At 60.2% G+C, this 17,318-nt stretch carries 15 protein-coding genes; 9 read left to right on the top strand and 6 right to left on the bottom strand.

Annotation, left to right across the window (positions count from 1 at the left end):
- Positions 1-12 precede the first annotated feature (12 nt).
- The 6 genes from HX898_RS27185 to HX898_RS27210 form a co-directional block, all read right to left on the bottom strand.
- Positions 13-924 carry an acetamidase/formamidase family protein gene (locus tag HX898_RS27185; protein WP_138334141.1) on the bottom strand — a complete coding sequence of 304 codons (912 nt, stop codon included), beginning with the start codon at positions 922-924 and terminating at the stop codon, positions 13-15.
- A 250-nt stretch (positions 925-1,174) separates the two neighbouring features.
- Positions 1,175-2,443 (bottom strand): serine hydroxymethyltransferase, encoded by a 1,269-nt coding sequence (gene glyA / locus HX898_RS27190; protein ID WP_171599562.1) that lies wholly within the window; start codon positions 2,441-2,443, stop codon positions 1,175-1,177.
- Between the two features lie 12 nt (positions 2,444-2,455).
- On the bottom strand, positions 2,456-3,016 hold the full coding sequence (gene soxG, locus HX898_RS27195) for a sarcosine oxidase subunit gamma family protein (protein ID WP_180196314.1): 561 nt from the start codon (positions 3,014-3,016) through the stop codon (positions 2,456-2,458).
- Between the two features lie 13 nt (positions 3,017-3,029).
- Entirely contained in the window at positions 3,030-6,020 is a 2,991-nt protein-coding gene (locus HX898_RS27200) for a sarcosine oxidase subunit alpha (RefSeq protein ID WP_180196315.1), read from the bottom strand.
- Positions 6,017-6,337, bottom strand: coding sequence for a sarcosine oxidase subunit delta (locus HX898_RS27205; protein WP_171599565.1), 321 nt, complete (start codon positions 6,335-6,337; stop codon positions 6,017-6,019). Before HX898_RS27205 ends, HX898_RS27200 begins: the two co-directional genes overlap by 4 nt.
- Positions 6,338-6,348: 11 nt before the next feature.
- Positions 6,349-7,602 carry a sarcosine oxidase subunit beta family protein gene (locus HX898_RS27210; RefSeq protein WP_062941726.1) on the bottom strand — a complete coding sequence of 418 codons (1,254 nt, stop codon included), beginning with the start codon at positions 7,600-7,602 and terminating at the stop codon, positions 6,349-6,351.
- A 97-nt stretch (positions 7,603-7,699) separates the two neighbouring features.
- On the opposite strand from HX898_RS27210, the gene HX898_RS27215 reads away from it, so the two are divergent.
- From HX898_RS27215 to HX898_RS27255, 9 genes are all read left to right on the top strand, one after another.
- Complete coding sequence (locus HX898_RS27215; protein ID WP_180196336.1) at positions 7,700-8,731, top strand: GlxA family transcriptional regulator; 1,032 nt, start codon at positions 7,700-7,702, stop codon at positions 8,729-8,731.
- Between the two features lie 299 nt (positions 8,732-9,030).
- Positions 9,031-9,741, top strand: a complete 711-nt coding sequence (locus tag HX898_RS27220) for a GntR family transcriptional regulator (RefSeq protein ID WP_138334152.1) — start codon at positions 9,031-9,033, stop codon at positions 9,739-9,741.
- Complete coding sequence (locus HX898_RS27225; RefSeq protein ID WP_171599567.1) at positions 9,738-10,649, top strand: dihydrodipicolinate synthase family protein; 912 nt, start codon at positions 9,738-9,740, stop codon at positions 10,647-10,649. The genes HX898_RS27220 and HX898_RS27225 overlap by 4 nt, the downstream gene beginning before the upstream one ends.
- Positions 10,642-12,159 (top strand): aldehyde dehydrogenase, encoded by a 1,518-nt coding sequence (locus HX898_RS27230; RefSeq protein ID WP_138334156.1) that lies wholly within the window; start codon positions 10,642-10,644, stop codon positions 12,157-12,159. Before HX898_RS27225 ends, HX898_RS27230 begins: the two co-directional genes overlap by 8 nt.
- Entirely contained in the window at positions 12,156-13,502 is a 1,347-nt protein-coding gene (locus HX898_RS27235; RefSeq protein WP_180196316.1) for an FAD-binding oxidoreductase, read from the top strand. The genes HX898_RS27230 and HX898_RS27235 overlap by 4 nt, the downstream gene beginning before the upstream one ends.
- Before the next feature lie 77 nt (positions 13,503-13,579).
- Positions 13,580-14,431 carry a glycine betaine ABC transporter substrate-binding protein gene (locus tag HX898_RS27240; protein ID WP_062941731.1) on the top strand — a complete coding sequence of 284 codons (852 nt, stop codon included), beginning with the start codon at positions 13,580-13,582 and terminating at the stop codon, positions 14,429-14,431.
- 90 nt (positions 14,432-14,521) lie between these two features.
- A complete protein-coding gene (locus tag HX898_RS27245; protein WP_180196317.1) occupies positions 14,522-15,610 on the top strand; it encodes a glycine betaine/L-proline ABC transporter ATP-binding protein in 1,089 nt (362 codons plus the stop codon).
- A gap of 12 nt (positions 15,611-15,622) precedes the next feature.
- Positions 15,623-16,471, top strand: a complete 849-nt coding sequence (locus HX898_RS27250) for an ABC transporter permease subunit (protein WP_138334161.1) — start codon at positions 15,623-15,625, stop codon at positions 16,469-16,471.
- Positions 16,468-17,316 carry an ABC transporter permease subunit gene (locus HX898_RS27255; RefSeq protein WP_180196318.1) on the top strand — a complete coding sequence of 283 codons (849 nt, stop codon included), beginning with the start codon at positions 16,468-16,470 and terminating at the stop codon, positions 17,314-17,316. Before HX898_RS27250 ends, HX898_RS27255 begins: the two co-directional genes overlap by 4 nt.
- Positions 17,317-17,318 lie beyond the last annotated feature (2 nt).

Below are 17,318 nucleotides of genomic sequence, written 5' to 3' on the forward strand. Positions count from 1 at the left end.
GCCGGGGACCCTCTATCGGCGAACCAGCCATTTCTTGGCAACACGGCAAGCCATCGTATAGGCCGGATCGAAGACATTGCCGACATCATAGCGCACCACCTGGCCGAGCAGATGGCTGGCCGCCGTTCTGTCCAGGCCGTAATCCGCTGCCAGCCAATTCAACATTTCGCTGGTGGCGTGCTGGAGCGCCTGATCGAGGGGCCGGGCGTTGCCGATGGTGAAGATGTCTTCGGCCGTTTCTCCGCGCGGCCAGACCAGTCCGGCCTTCTTTTCCACCGTCAGCCGTACCGTGACCTCGAATGTCGTCTCGACGCCGGTTCCGACGATTTCGCCATCCCCTTGCACGGCATGGCAGTCGCCGAGAAAGAACAAGGCGCCGGGGGCCGCTACGGGCAAGCGGACCGTGGTGCCGGGGCCGAACAACCGATAATCCATGTTGCCGCCATATTCGCCGCTGGTTGCGGTCGATATCGCCTGGCCGAGGCTGGGCGCCACGCCGAAGCAGCCGATCATCGGGGCGAGAGGCAGAACGAAATTTTCGAGGCCGCCGACCGGCTCGGAAAGCCGGACGGTCAAGGCCTCACGGTCGATCGCCCAGATGGCGATATCGCGCGGCGGCAGGTCACGAACCGCCTCTGGATCGACCACATTGGCCGCGACGACGCTACGGGTGAAACCCGTGTCCTTGGTCGGGATCATGCTGATGATCTCGACCTTCAGCGCATCCCCGGGCTCAGCACCTTCCACGAAGATCGGGCCGTTCATCGGATTGGGGCCGGATGCCTGCTTGATGCCGTCCTTGTCATGCCCAGCGGCGTCGAGCGTCTCGGTGACGACGGTATCGCCGTCGGCGATGTGCAGGGCCGGCGAAAGAGAGCCGATGACATTGTGAAAGCTCGTCGGAATGAAGCGGTGAGTGGTCATGAAAGTACAGCTCTCGCTCGTTTCGAATGTCATGAGCCTGCGGCTGAACTGCCCGGCGGAGAGAGTGCGAGACTACTGCATAATTCCGTAAATCGGAATCGATTTACGGATAAAATTATGCAGCAATTCAAAGTGCTACAGCGTCCTTTGCGCGTCTTTTCAGACGCGCGGCGCGGTAGATCAGAGATTGCCGGCAATGCCTATATCCGCGGCACCACGCAATCCCGATCTCGAAGACCGATGGGTTCATTTACGAACCGTAGATCGGAAAAGCCTCGCACAAAGCGCGGACTTGTGTGCGCACCTCCGCCTCGGACTCGGCGATGCCCTCCGGGTTCTGCGACAGCGCATCGATAACAGTCAGGATCAGCACGCCGATCTTTTCGAACTCGGCTTCACCGAAGCCGCGCGTGGTTCCAGCCGAACTCCCCAAACGAATTCCTGAGGTAACGAAGGGCTTTTCCGGATCGTTCGGGATTGCGTTCTTGTTGCAGGTCAGGCCCGCGCGTTCCAGCGCAATTTCAGCCACCTTGCCGGTTACGCCTTTCGGGCGCAGATCAACCAGGACCATGTGACTGTCCGTACCACCCGAAACGATCCCGAGGCCACCGTCCTTCAGAACTCTTGCCAGGGCTTGGGCATTGGAGATGACCTGGCCGGCGTAATCAGCAAACTCAGGCCGCAGCGCTTCACCAAACGCCACGGCCTTGGCAGCAATGACATGCATCAGGGGGCCACCCTGATTGCCGGGGAAAACGGCGGAGTTCAGTTTCTTCGCCAGGTCGGCATCATTGGTCAGGATGACACCCCCGCGCGGCCCGCGCAGGGTCTTATGGGTGGTCGAGGTGACGACATGGGCGTGGGGCACCGGGTTCGGATATTTGCCGCCTGCGATCAGACCGGCGTAGTGGGCCATGTCGACCATCAAATAGGCCCCGACCTCGTCGGCGATCTTGCGAAATCCGGCAAAGTCGATCTGGCGCGGATAGGCCGAGGCACCTGCGACGATCAACTTTGGCTTCGTCTCCAGAGCCTTCTCGCGGACCTTTTCCATATCGATGAGATGTGTGTCGGCATCGACTTCATAGGAGACCACATCAAACCATTTACCCGACATGGTCACCGGCGATCCGTGGGTGAGGTGCCCGCCATGGGCGAGCGACAGACCCATGATCCGATCTCCGGGCTGCAGAAGCGCAAGGAAGACCGCTTGATTGGCCTGCGCGCCGGAATGCGGCTGCACATTCGCGAATTCTGCTCCGAAGAGCTGCTTCAGCCGGTCGATGGCCACCTGCTCGACCTTGTCGACGAATTCGCAGCCGCCGTAGTAGCGTTTCCCTGGGTAGCCCTCGGCATATTTGTTTGTCAGAACCGATCCTTGCGCCGCCAGAACGTCCCGAGAAACGATGTTCTCCGAAGCGATCAGCTCGATCTGGGTCTTCTGCCGCTCAAGTTCTTCGGCGATGGCGCTGGCAACCGCCACGTCGGAAACGGTGGTTTGTGACAAACGGTCAAACATTGGATTTTCCTTTCAGGATAAGGCGATTTCTGCAGCAAGTTCCTTGCTGCCGATTTCAAACAGATGGCCGAGGTGCGGTGCGAAACTATTCCAGATGTCCATACGGAAGCGGTCCCCGGAATCGCGCCACAAGATCACCGTCGTTCCGTCGCAAACCGTCCTGCGACCCTCACCGACCGGGATGATCTCGACGTCGCGGGCGCAGCCGAGCGCCAGCAGCTCCACCGCTTTCGGGCCCTCGATCTCAAGCGTGATCTCACGCCCTGAAATATCGACAAGGCTGTGGGGATGCTCGACATAGATTGCGTCACAGGCGGCAATAAGCCCAGTCACCTCACCGACGGGGACGAGGATCGTCCATTCGTCGGGACCTAGCCGGATGACTTCGGTTTCGCCGGCGATGACGCGCCGGCCGATCCGATCAGGAAGCGTCAGACCGAGAGCCTTGTTCAGCGCCGCAGGGTCGCCGCGGGAGCGCAGCGACAACTGTCCCCGCTCCGGCAAGACTGCGACCCGTACGGCTCCGGTTTCGACCAGGACGCCGGGTGTCAGAGAAGAAATCTGCGTGCTCATCTTCATCTCCGGGTCAGATTTTCAGGCGGGTGTTTTCGGGATCGACAAACACGGTCCCGGCAATTTTCGCGGCAATGGTGCGGTCGGGCATCGGGATGTAGACCGTCTCTCCAATCCGGTCGTGGCCTCCCTCGACAAGCGCCAGCGCGATCGGCTGGCCGGCTGCGTCCGAATGATAGGAAGAGGTCACATGCCCCACCATCGTCATCGGAATTGCCTGCTTCGGGTCGAAGACGATCTGCGCTCCTTCTTCCAGCTTCGAGCGATCCTCGGTGAGAAGGCCGACAAGCTGCCTGCGGCCTTTGGCCACCAAATCCGGGCGCGCTAAGCCACGCTTGCCGACAAAATCCGGCTTGTTCTTGCCCACGGCCCAGCCCATACCCGCATCATAGGGCGTGACGGTGCCGTCAGTATCCTGACCAACGATGATGTAGCCCTTTTCGGCTCGCAGAACGTGCATCGTTTCGGTGCCATAGGCGGTGATGCCATATGACTGGCCTGCTTCCCAGAGCGTCTCCCATAGCCTGCGCCCGAGAGGCGCGGGCACGTTGACCTCGAAGCCGATCTCGCCGGTAAAGCTGACACGGAACAGTCGTGCAGGCATCCCGGCGACGGTGCATTCGACGCAGGACATATGCGGGAAGGCTTCCTCCGTCAGTTCGATCCCCTCGACCAGCGGCGCCAGCAGTTTCGCCGCATTCGGGCCATTCAGCGCAACGGTGGACCATTGCTCGGTGGTCGAGGTCAGCCAGACGTTGAGGCCGGGCCATTCGGTTTGGAGGTAGTCTTCCATCATATTCATCACACGCGCCGCGCCGCCGGTGGTGGTTGTGACGTGGAAGCGATCCTCGGTCATGCGGCCGATGACACCATCGTCACGGATAAAACCGTCATCGCCCAAAAGCAGACCGTAGCGGCATCGCCCCGGCGCAAGCTTCGACCAGGGGTTGGTGTACATACGGTTCATGAATTCGACCGCATCGGGACCTGCGACCTCGATCTTGCCGAGAGTCGACGCATCGAAGATGCCAAGGCTTTTGCGCACGGCCCGGCATTCGCGGCTCACGGCAGCGTCCATATCCTCGCCCGGCTTCGGAAAATACCAGGCGCGCCGCCACTGTCCGACCGGCTCGTAAACCGCGCCTTTCGCTTCGGCCCACGAGTCGATCTGCGTTTTGCGGGTGACCTCGAAATGAACGCCGCGATGATAACCTGCAAAAGCTCCGAAAGTCGTCGGCGTATAGGGCGGACGGAAGGTGGTCAGACCAACCTCGGGCTGACGTCTGCCGAGCGCATCGGCAGCGATGTTCAGACCGTTGATATTCGACATTTTTCCCTGATCGGTCGCCATGCCGTTGGTCGTGTAGCGCTTGACATGCTCGATCGAGCGCATGCCCTCGCGGACGGCCAGACGCAGGTCCTTGGCGGTCACGTCGTTCTGGTAGTCGACGAAAGCCTTGGCCTTGCCCGGATTGCGGTCGGTCGGCAGCTCCGTGTGTGACACGCCAGTGCCGGTCCGGTCATGATCTACGGCATAGCCGATCGACGCACCGGTTTTGCCGAGGGCGGCAGCGATCTCGCGACCGCGCTCGGCGCCATCTTTCAATGCCGCTTCGATGCCCCAGAGCCCTCGTCCGGCTCCAGCGATCACGCAATCCTCTCGGGTGAGCGCCGGCAGGAAAGTCGTGCGTTCGTCGTCCCATGCGATCTTGCCCTGGGTGTGCGAAAAAAGATGCAAGGAGGGTGTCCAGCCGCCCGACATCAGCACGGCATCGCATTTGATCCTATGCCCCGAGTGGACCGTCTGGCCGTCGACCCGGCTGACGCCGACCGAGTTGACGCGCAGACGCCCCGAGGTCGACGTTACCGTATGAGACAGCTTGACCGGAATTCCCAAGGCGCGGGCCTCGTTCACCAGTTCCTCCCGTACGTTGTTACGGGTGTCTACGATCGCCTGGACGCGGGCGCCCGCGCCGTGAAGATCGAAGGCTGCGTACCACGCGCTGTCATGGCTGGTGACGACGACAGGCATATTGCCGACCCTGACGCCATAGCGGTTCAGATAGGTTTGGGCCGCACCGGCCAGCATCACACCCGGACGGTCGTTGCCATGGAAGACCAGCGGCTTTTCAAGCGCACCCTGCGCCAGCACGACCTGGCGCGCCCGCACCCGCCACAGGCGTTCGCGTGGCGTATCTTTGGGCAGGGCCTCGAGGTGATCGGTCAAGCGTTGGCACAAGCCGATCATGTTCTGGTGGTAATAGGCGATTGCTGTGGTCCGGGTCATGATTTTGACGCCCAGATCATCGAGAGCTTTCAACTCGGCAGCCAGCCAGTCCCATGCCGGGCGTCCGCCGATATGGGCCTGCGGCTCGGACAGAAGCGTGCCGCCAGCTTCACCGTTTTCGTCCACGACGACGACCTTCAGGCCATCGACCGCTGCCGCGCGCGCTGCCGCCAGCCCCGCCGGTCCGGCGCCGACGATCAAGACGTCGCAATGCATGTTGCGCGACGCATAGGTGTCTGGATCCGTCTCCTTGGGAGACACGCCCAAACCGGCAGCCGCGCGGATGAAGGGCTCATAGACCTTGTTCCAGAAACTCTTGGGCCACATGAACGTCTTGTAATAGAAGCCCGCCGAAAACAGCATGTAGGCGGCGTCGTTGACCGCCCCCACGTCGAATTTCAAGCTGGGATACTTGTTCTGCGAGTTGGTTTCGAGCCCGTTCCAGATTTCCTGAACGGTAGCGCGGGTATTCGGCTCGAAGCGGCCAGGGCCGCGCCGCGTGCCGATCAGCGCATTGGGCTCCTCCGAACCCGCGGCAATAGGGCCGCGTGGACGGTGATATTTGAACGACCGCCCCATCAGATGAACGCCGTTCGCCAGCAGCGCCGAGGCTACCGTGTCGCCCTTTGCGCCGTGATAAGTCTTGCCGTCGAAGCTGAAGACAACAGGACGTCCGGTGTCTACCCGGCCGCGATCCGAAACGCGATACTGGTTCATTTCAGCACCTCCGAACCGGCTGGCAGGCCGGGCAATGTAGCAAGATCGGGGCGCAGCTCGCCCGCTGCATAGGTTGTCAGGAACCGATCGCTGACCGTGTCGCGCACCGCGTTGAAAAACCGGCCGCAACCATGCAGGTGCCGCCAGCGTTCGTAGTGCGGGCCTTTGACGTTGGCGCGGATAAACAGAAACTCCTCCCACTGCTCGTCGGTCTGTGACGAAGGATCGGACGCGCGAACGATGTGGGCCTGGCCGGCGTAGGTGAACTCCGCCTCGGGCAGGGTTTCATTGCAGTAAGGGCAACGGATCAGCAGCATCAGTTATGTCCTCAATGTGCTACGGCGGCGGCGGCGGCTTCGTCGATCAGGCGGCCGGAACGGAAGCGTTCAAGCGTGAAGGGCGCATTGATCGGATGAGGTTCGTTTTTCGCGATGGTCCAGGCGAAGGTGTGCGCCGCTCCCGGCGTGGCCTTGAAACCGCCGGTGCCCCAGCCGCAATTGACGTACAGCCCGGGAACCGGTGTCTTACCGAGAATAGCCGAGCGATCGGGTGTGACATCGACGATGCCGCCCCATTTTCGCAGCATCCGCATGCGGTTGAAGATGGGAAAGATCTCGACGATGGCGGCGATCGTATGCTCGATCAGCGGCAGTCCTCCACGTTGCGAGTAGGACGTGTACTGATCGGTCCCCGATCCAATGACCAGTTCGCCTTTGTCTGACTGGCTGATATAGGCGTGGACCGCATTCGACATCACCACGCACGGGAAAATTGGCTTGATCGGCTCGGAAACTAATGCCTGCAGTGGGTAGCTCTCCAGCGGCAACCGCACCCCAGCGGTTTCCATGACGACCGAGGTATGGCCGGCCGCCGAGACCGCAACCTTTTTTGCCTTGATGAATCCCTTGGCCGTTTCGACGCCGGCGACCGAACCGTCGGCGTTGCGGCGGATCCCGGTGACCGGGCAGTTCTCGATGATATCAACGCCTCTCGCCGCTGCACCGCGCGCATATCCCCAGGCGACGGCGTCGTGACGGGCTGTGCCAGCCCTCTCTTGAAGGGCGGCGCCCATCACCGGGTAACGGGCGTTGGGTGACAGATCCAGGGGAGGGCAATATTCCTTGGCCTCTTCCTTGGTCAGCCATCGGTTGTCGACACCGTTCAGCCGATTTGCATGAATATGCCGCTTGAAGCTCTGAACGTCATGCACGGTATGAGCCAGCATGAGGCAGCCTCGACGCGAATACATGACGTTGTAGTTAAGCTCCTGGCTCAGCCCTTCCCAAAGATCAACCGCGTGATCGTAAAGGCGCGCACTCTCGTCATAAAGATAGTTGGAACGGATGATCGTCGTATTGCGACCGGTGTTGCCACCGCCAAGCCAGCCCTTATCGATGACGGCGACGTTGGTAATGCCGTGCTGGCTGGCAAGGTAATAAGCGGCCCCCAGGCCGTGGCCGCCGGCGCCGACGATGACAACGTCATATTCGGCTTTTGGCTCTTTCTGCGGCCATTGCTCATCCCAGTGCTTATGCCCGGTCAGTGCATGCCGCAGGAGATTGAGTGCGTTGAAGCGCGTCATGGCGTGCCTGCTTGTTGGAGATATGGTGGCCTGGAACGTAGAGAGATTTCACAACGCACGTGTGGACAATTGCGTCGCTTTGATTGAATATTTGCGCATGATCGCGCCTCGCACCAAAAAGCGCCTAAGTGTCGCTTTTCTTCTTGCCGACCGGTTCACGCTCTCGGCATTCGCGAATTTTGTCGATGTGCTTCGCCTCGCCGCCGACGAGGCTGACCGCTCCCGGCCTATTCTATGCGAATGGACCGTTCTGTCGGACGACATGAACAGCGTGCAGTCGAGTTGCGGCGTCAAGGTGCAACCGGATACGCGTCTTAAACATGCGGAACGATATGATTACATAGTGGTCGTTGGTGGCCTGATCGGCGACAAGAGCGCGCTCACAGCCGAGGCAATCCGCTTTCTGAAGAGTTCCGCCGAAATCGGCGTCCCGATCATTGGGTTGTGCACAGGCGTCTTCATCCTGCATGAGGCAGGATTGCTCGACGGTTATCGATGCTGCGTCAGCTGGTTTCATCATCAGGATTTTCTTGACCGATTCAGCGCAGAGCAATTGGTCGCCGACCAGATTTTCGTCATCGACCGCGATCGGCTCACATGTTCTGGAGGTCACGGGGCAGCCCATCTGGCGGCTTTCCTGGTTGAGCGGCACGTGGGCCAGTCTGCCGCCATTAAAAGCCTGAACATCATGATGATCGACAATGCGTTGAGTGGAGAAAAGCCGCAGCCGGGTCAACAAACAAGGCGCATAGCGAGCGATCCGCTGGTGAAGAAAACAATCCTGCGCATGCAGCAAAATATCGAAGTACCGAAGACGGTCACCGACCTGGCGGACGAGCTTGGCGTCGGACGACGGGGGCTCGAGCGGCGGTTCCTGACGGATCTGAAGATCAGTCCGGCCAAGCTCTATCTCGAACTCCGGCTGGATCGAGTGCTTTCGCTTTTGCGCACCACGGACTGGACGATCACGCAGATTGCGATGGCCACAGGGTTCTGTGACGCGCCACACCTGTCCCGGGCCCTGAGTGCTGAGCATGGGTTCACGCCGGGGGAATATCGCAAGGCGCAAGGCGGGCGCTCGACCAGCGCCGAGGAATTCGCCGTCGGCGTTCTTCTCCCGAAATCCTGATCCAGAGACTTCGCTCCCGACCATGGGAAAGCCAAAGCCAGCTACGCTGTTCCAATCGGTCGCTGGCGAAAACGGCATGAACGCGTCGAGGCACATCACCACATTCGTGCGCAAAAACCGACGTCCGTAGGGCATTTCGGTCGCTCTAACGCGGCGAGAAAGGAGTGTATTTTCTCATAACAATCACTGTATACTCAGTTTATACATTTTTATTGACTCATGTCTCGGCCCATGCAAACCTGACTTTATTGACGCAGATCATGTGATCTGCCCGACACGGCGATGTGCAGGAGGTTTACGTGAGAAGCGGCAAAAACGATCTATACGACGATCTCAAGCGGCAGATACTGACGATGGAGCTCGACCCCGATCAGGATCTGGACGAGGTAGGCTTGAGCGAGCAGTACGGGCTTTCGCGCACGCCGGTTCGGGAAATCTTCCGACGTCTCGAAGGCGAGGGCTACGTCGACATCCGGGCGAACCGCGGCGCGCGCGTCATCCCGATGAACCACCAGACGCTCAGGCACTTCTTTCTGGTCGCGCCGATGATCTACGCAGCGATCGGTCGCCTCGCCGTCCAGAACTTCAAGCCGAAGCAGCTCGGAAACCTTAAGGACACGCAGGAACGCTTCCGCACGGCAAGTGTGTCCGGCGACGCTCTCGCGATGGTGCTGGAGAACAACCGGTTCCACGAGATCATCGGCGAGATGTCGGCCAACGCCTATCTGCAGCCGAGCCTCGGCCGCCTGCTCATCGACCACGCACGGATCGGCCACACTTTCTTCCGGCCGCGCAACGACGACATGCGCCAGCGGCTGCAATTGGCGGTCGAACATCACGACGGTTTCATCTCCGCCATCGGTGCCCACGATGAGGACGCGGTCGTCGACCTAGTGTTCGAACATTGGGAATTGTCGCGGGAGAACATGGAGATGTTCATTGCACCACAGGGAATGAAGGCTGACGCACTCGTCGAAGTGCCCGCCGCAGCGATGGAGAAATCGTCTTGAAATTCGAAGGTATCTACACTCCGGCGGTGACCCCGCTAAACCCTGATGGGCAAATAGACAGGCCAGGCTTCGCCGCCGTACTAGAATCGCTGATCGAAGCGAAGGTCCATGGCATCATCGTTGGCGGTTCGACCGGCGAGTATTATGCGCAGAGCGCCCAGGAACGTTTTGAGCTGGCCGCCTATGCCAAGGATGTCATCGGCACACGCCTGCCGCTCATCATCGGAACAGGTGCGACGCGGACGGAAGACTCCGTCGAATACGCCACGGCCGCGAAGGAAATCGGCGCCGATGCTATCCTGGTCTCGTCCCCTCCGTATGCGCTGCCCACAGAGCGCGAGAATGCCGTTCACGCGCTCACCATCGACCGCGCAGCCAACATGCCGATCATGCTCTACAACTATCCGGCCCGCATGGGCGTCGTGATGGGCGAAGAATATTTCGCCCGCGTGGGCAAATCGAAGAACGTCGTCGCCATTAAGGAAAGCTCCGGCGACATGGCCAATCTCCATTTGCTGGCCCGCAAATTCCCGCACATCTCGCTGTCCTGCGGCTGGGACGACCAGGCGCTGGAATTCTTCGCCTGGGGTGCAAAGAGCTGGGTCTGCGCCGGCTCGAACTTCCTTCCGCGTGAACACGTGGCTCTCTACGAGGCCTGCGTGAACGAGAAGAATTTCGACAAGGGCCGCGCCATCATGACCGCGATGCTGCCGCTGATGGATTTCCTCGAATGCGGGAAGTTCGTCCAGTCGATCAAGCACGGTTGCGAACTGATCGGTCTCAGCACGGGGCCGGTTCGCGCGCCGCTTCGCCCGCTCAATTCGGAAGAAAAAAGAACCCTCCAGACTGTCGTTACCACCTTGAAGCGCACGGTCGCCCAGATCACGTCGGGAGCAAATCATGCATGAACCTTTGACAGCCGCCGAATACAGGGCAATTGCCGCAAGCCTCCAGCTGGCCACCAACGCCTTCATCGATGGCGCCTTCCGTCCGGCGAATTCGGGAAAGACGTTCAAAACAACCAATCCTGCGACCGGCGAACTCCTGGCCGAGATCGCGGCCTGTGACGCAAGCGATGTGGACTATGCTGTCGCCAAAGCCAGGCAGTCCTTCGACGATGGCCGCTGGCACCTTCAGTCTCCCGGCGAGAGGAAAGCCGTTCTCCTCAGATTTGCCAAGCTCCTTGAAGAAAATCGCCATGAGCTCGCCGTCATGGAGAGCATCGACAGCGGTAAGCCGGTTCGCGAATGCCAGACCGTCGACATTCCGGATACCATCCACACCATTCGTTGGCACGCCGAACTGATCGACAAGCTCTACGACAACACCAATCCTGTGGGACCGAATGCGTTGACCATGGTGGTGCGCGAGCCCATCGGCGTCGTCGGCTGCGTTCTACCCTGGAACTTTCCCCTGCTGATGCTGGCCTGGAAGATCGGTCCGGCGCTTGCAGCGGGCTGCTCGGTGATCATCAAGCCTGCGCAGGAAACCACGCTGACGACGCTTCGTGTCGCCGAACTTGCCCATGAGGCGGGTATTCCGGCCGGCGTTCTCAACGTCGTCACGGGAAGCGGCAAGGATGTCGGCGAACCGCTCGGCATGCACATGGACGTCGATATGGTGGCCTTCACCGGATCGACGCCGACCGGCCGGCGTTTCCTGCGATATGCAGCAGACAGCAATCTTAAGAAAGTCGTCCTCGAATGCGGCGGTAAAAACCCGGCGGTCGTGCTGGAAGACGCCGAAGACCTGGATCTCGTTGCCGAACAGGTGGTCAACGGTGCCTTCTGGAACATGGGCGAGAATTGCTCGGCGACCTCGCGGCTTATCGTCCACTCCAAGATCAAGGACGAACTGCTCGAGCGCATCGGTGCCTATATGCGCGAATGGAGGACGGGCGACCCGCTCGACCCTGACAACCGCATCGGCGCGCTGGTCAGCAAAAATCACTTCGAGAAGGTGAAGTCGTTCCTCGACGACGCAAAGACGGAAAAGCTGGAGATCGCTCACGGGGGAGAGACCCAGAACGGTATCTTCATCGAGCCGACGGTGGTTGATGGCGTCACGCCGCAGAGCCGGCTTTTCAGGGAAGAGATTTTCGGACCCATCCTGTCGGTCACCACCTTCAATTCCCTCGACGAGGCCGTGGCGCTCGCCAACGACACGAATTATGGCCTGACAGCATCGGTCTACACCGGCAGCCTGCGCAAGGCGATCAGGCTCTCGCGCGAAATCCGCGCTGGACTGGTCACCGTCAATTGCTTCGGCGAGGGTGACGCGACCACCCCGTTCGGCGGTTACAAGGAGTCGGGTTTCGGCGGACGCGACAAGTCGATCTTTGCTCACGACAACTATTGCGAACTGAAGACGATCTGGATCGACATCTCGGAACGCTCGGTGGACGAGACGATCCGATGATCACCAAGTCCGTCAAACGCTTGCCGGTCGAAAACGGCATCTCGGGTTGGGAGGCGATCAGTCGACGTTCGTTTCCGATCCGAAGCCTCGATGGCAACGTAACCGCGGACTGGCTGATCGTCGGCGCGGGCTTTGCGGGCCTTTCCGCCGCCCGCCGTCTGCTCGAACTGCGTCCGGACGACAAGATTGTCATTTTGGACGCAGGCGAATTGGGGAAGGGGACGTCGGGTCGCAATTCCGGCTTCATGATCGACGTCCCGCACACGCTTTCATCCAGTGAATATTCGAGCGGCGGCTTGGACGCCACTCGTTTGGAGATGGAGCAGAACCGTTCCGCGATAGCCTTCGCCAAACAGGCGGCGGAAGAATACGGAATGTCTCGCGAGACGTTTGATCCGGCCGGAAAGATCAACGCTGCGGCCACGGCGAGGGGCCTGAAGCTGAACCAGAGCTTCGGAGAATCGCTGACCGGTGCAAGCGAAAAGCACAGCTATCTCGACGCCGCGGATATGCGCGAGATCACCGGAACGGAATTCTATCGTGGTGGAATCTATACGCCGGGGGCGGTGCTGATCCAACCCGCCGATTACATCCGGAGCTTCGCCCAAGGGCTCTCCGGCAGGGTGGATATTTTCGAGCGCTCTCCCGTCACGTCGTTGAAGCGGGAAAACGGCACCTGGATTGCGACGGCCCCTCGCGGCAAGATCGTCGCCCCAAAGGTTATCCTGGGCGTCAACGGGCATATCGACGACTTCGGCCATTATCGCGGTCGTCTGATGCATATCTTCGCCTATGCCTCGATGACTGCCCCTTTCTCCGACGACGACATCGGCCGCAAAGCGTCGGGACGGGAGAGATGGGCATTGCTTCCGGCGGATGCGATGGGAGCTACGGTCCGTAAGATCACCTCTGCAGGCCAGTCCCGGATCGTGATACGGACCAAATATACTTACGAAACGACGGTGGCCGTGACCGAACGGCGGATGGCGAAGATGGCCAAGGCCCATCGGGCTTCGCTCGATGCGCGCTTTCCCGCCCTCGAGGGCATACCGTTCGAACATAGCTGGGCCGGGCGCCTTTGCCTGAGCCTGAACCACGTGCCCGCCTTCGGCGAGATCGAAGAAGGGCTTTACTCCGCCTGCTGCGAAAACGGGCTGGGTACCGTGAAGAGCACGCTCGCCGGCATGATGGCGGCGGAACTGGCGACCGAGACCACGTCCCGGCATCTCGAACAATACATGGATCACCCCGAGCCGTCCCGGCTTCCACCGGAGCCGATCGCATGGCTGGGCATCAATTCGGTGATCCGTTTGCAGGAATTGCGTGCAGGCCGCGAGGGATGATCCCTTGCCGCGCAATCTGAAGACTGAGGCGACCCGCCGGTTTTCAACGAGAATGGGAACATAAGAGGAAAATAACAATGAAGGCTTTGTGGAAAGCACTCTGCGCTGCGGCAATGGTCGGGATGACCATGACGTCCGCTCAGGCGGAGGAAAAAAGCATCACGATCGGAACCATGTCGTGGGAGGATCTCACGCCGATCACCGGCATTACCAAGAAGGTTCTGGAAGACAAGGGCTACACCGTCAAGGTCGTGCCGTTCTCCGAGTGGGGCATCGCCTATGCTGCTCTGACCAAGGGCGACATCCAGATGCTCGCCTCGCAGACGGACTACGTCGCCCAGGATTACTGGGACAAGAACAAGAACCGCCTCGAGAAAATCTCCCCGGTTTCGCATGGCTTGTTCCAGGGCGTCGCCGTGCCGAAATACGTGCCGATCGACTCCATGGAGCAACTCAACGAAAACGCCGACAAATTTGGCGGCAAGATCGTCGGCATCGAGCCCGGTTCCGGTCTAATGCGCGACACCAGCAACTCGGTCAAGGAATATGACCTCAAGCTCCAGCTGGTCGAAGGCAGCACAGCTGCCATGACTGCCGCCCTCAAGTCGGCGGTCGACCGCAAGGAATGGATCGCCGTCACCATCTGGGAACCGTCCTGGATGATGCAGAAATACGACGTCAAGTTCCTCCAGGACCCCAAAGGTGTCTTCCCGCCGCCGCAGAGCTACTACTGGATCGGCAAGAAAGGCTTCTCTGCCGACTATCCGCACGCGCGTGAAGTCATCGCCAGCATTTACGTGCCGCTTGCCGATATCACTGCCATGAACAGCGCAGTCAACGACGGCAAGACGATGGATGAGGCCATTGCAGCGTGGACCGAAAGCCACGCCGATCTCATCAAGCGCTGGGAAAACATCAAGAGCGAGTGACGCCAACCGCGGGTCGCCACGGTCGGCGGCCCGCATCCTCTACCATGGACGAGCAACAGGCCAGCATCAGACCGGCCCGCGGGGAACGAAATGAACACTGCGATGAATGACTCCAACGAAGTATTGGTCGACTGCCAGAATGTCTGGAAAATCTTCGGCGGCCGGGCGTCGGCAGCCGTCAAGGCCGTCTCCGATCGAGGATTATCCAAGACTCAAGTCCTGCAAGAGTTCGACTGTGTGGTCGGGGTGTCCGGTGCCAGTTTGCAGGTCCGACGTGGCGAAATCTTCTGCATCATGGGGCTTTCGGGCAGCGGCAAGTCGACGCTTATTCGCCTTCTCAACCGCCTTATCGAGCCGAGTCTCGGCAAGATCACGGTGAAAGGCAAGGAGATCGCCAAGCTCAATCCCGCCGAACTCCGTGACATGCGAGCACGTAACATCGGCATGGTCTTCCAGAGCGTAGCGCTCCTTCCCAACAGAACGGTCGTCGAGAATGCAGCATTCGGTCTTGAGGTTCGCGGAGTTCCCAAAGTTGAACGTGAGAAGACGGCACGGGCCGCACTCGACAAGGTAGGTCTCTCTGACTGGACTTCTCGGTATCCATCCGAGCTGTCAGGCGGCATGCAGCAACGTGTCGGTCTTGCGCGCGCGCTTGCTGCCGATCCTGAAATCATCTTGATGGACGAACCCTTCAGCGCTCTCGACCCGCTCATCCGCCGGCAGCTCCAGGATGAATTCAGACAGCTGACGAAGTCGCTCGGCAAGTCGGCAGTCTTCATCACCCACGACCTCGAAGAAGCCATTCGCATCGGTGACCGGATTGCAATCATGAAGGACGGCGTGATCGTGCAGGTCGGCACGGCCGAGGAAATCGTCACGAAACCGGCGGACGATTACGTTTCCGATTTCGTCGCGGGCATTTCCCGGATCCACCTGGTAAAGGCGCATTCGGTGATGTTTCCCGTCGCCGAGTTCAAAGCCGCGCAGCCGCACTGCGACGTCGAAACGCTTCTCAGGACTTTACCCGAGGCCGATATCGGCGAACTCATCGATCTCACCATGCAGTCCGACCGTGACGCCGTGGCAGTCGTCGAGAACGGAACCGTTATCGGTGTCGTCACCACCCGCGGCTTGCTCCGCGGCGTAGCCGGAGCGCCTCTCGGAGAGATGCCAGCTTAAGGGAGAAGGCGAATGGACACCTCGGTCATAACGGATACTTTCGATACCTGGACGGATGATGCTCTCAGCTGGATCAGCGACAACGGCGAGTGGCTGTTCGAGTTCCTGCGGTCGGTCCTCGAAGGCACCTATGCAGGCATTCTCTGGCTGCTTCAACTGCCGCCTTTCTACGTTGTCGCGATCATCGTGGCGCTACTGAGCTGGCGGCTGATAAATTTGACATCCGGCATTCTCGCTGGCATCGCGATCATGGTCTGCGCGATCATGGGGCTGTGGACCGAAACCATGAGCACCCTGGCGCTCGTGGCAACAGCGACCATCCTCGCCCTTGCCGTGGGCATCCCCATCGGCATCGTCGCGGGCTTCGTCAAATCCTTCGACAGGTTCCTCGAGCCGATGCTCGACCTGATCCAGACCCTGCCGCCCTATATCTATCTGCTTCCCGCAATCGCGCTGCTGGGTTATGGCCCTGCGACGGCGCTTGTAGCCACCGTCATCGTTGCGATGCCGCCGGCGATCCGCCTTACGTCGCTTGGTATCCGCATGACGCCGCGCGAGTTCATCGAGCTTGGACAGGCGAGTGGCCTGACACCGTGGCAGATGTTTACCAAGATCAGACTGCCGTTCGCCATTCCGAGTGTGATGGCCGGCATAAACCAGAGCCTGATGATGGCCTTCGGCATGGTCGTGATCGCCGGCATCGTCGGCTCCGGCGGCTTGGGCGAGACGATCTACGGGGCGGTTCGCACGCTTGATATCGCTACCTCTATAAACGCTGCGATTGCCATCGTCATCCTGACCATGGTTCTCGACAGACTCACGCAAAGCGCTGCGCATCATGCGAAGGCAGGTGTAAGATGAACGCTGATCTTTTCCGGTTCTCGCCGGGCGCCTACCTCGCTCCGGTGGTCGATTGGCTCAACACCAATTTCCACCCCTTCTTTGATGCCGTGACGAAGTTCATCGAGGCTGTGCTCGGCGGAATTGAAGCTGTCCTGCTCTATCCGCCGGCTTACGCGGTGATCGTCGTGGTCGTGCTTCTTGCAGCATTCCTCATCAACCTCAGGGTTTCGATCGTGGCGGCTGTCGCACTCATGTTCTGCTTCTTGACGGGGCTTTGGATTGCGTCGATACAGACGCTGGCTCTGGTTACCGTCGCGGTCATCATTTCAGTGGCAATCGCCTTTCCGCTCGGCGTGATCGCGTCGCGTTACAGAAAATTCGAAGCCGCCATCCGGCCGGTGCTCGATATCATGCAAACCGTGCCGCCATGGGTCTATCTCATCCCCGCCGTCATGATCTTCAGTCTGGGCCGTGTCCCGGCGATCATCGCCACCATCGTCTATGGTGTTCCGCCAATGCTGCGTCTGACGACGCTGGCGTTCAAACAGGTTCCCAAGGATCTTCTCGAACTCGGCCAGGCCACTGGTGCTCCGCCCCGGGCGATCCTGTTCAAGATCGAAATCCCTTCCGCCACACCGACGCTTCTGGTCGGCCTCAACCAGTGCATCCTCCTCTCCCTTGCAATGGTCGTGCTGGCCGGACTTGTCGGAGCAGGGGGCCTCGGTGCCGAAGTCACCCGCGGGCTGACGCGCATGGAAATGGGGTTGGGTCTGAGGGCAGGACTGGCCATCGTCGCGGTCGCTATCCTTCTCGACCGGCTGTCGAAGGGCGCGTTGCAAGGCCGCCGCAATCTTGGCGTGTAAGG

The organism is Rhizobium sp. WYCCWR 11128, assembly GCF_013416305.1.
Taxonomy (GTDB): Bacteria; Pseudomonadota; Alphaproteobacteria; order Rhizobiales; family Rhizobiaceae; genus Rhizobium; species Rhizobium indicum.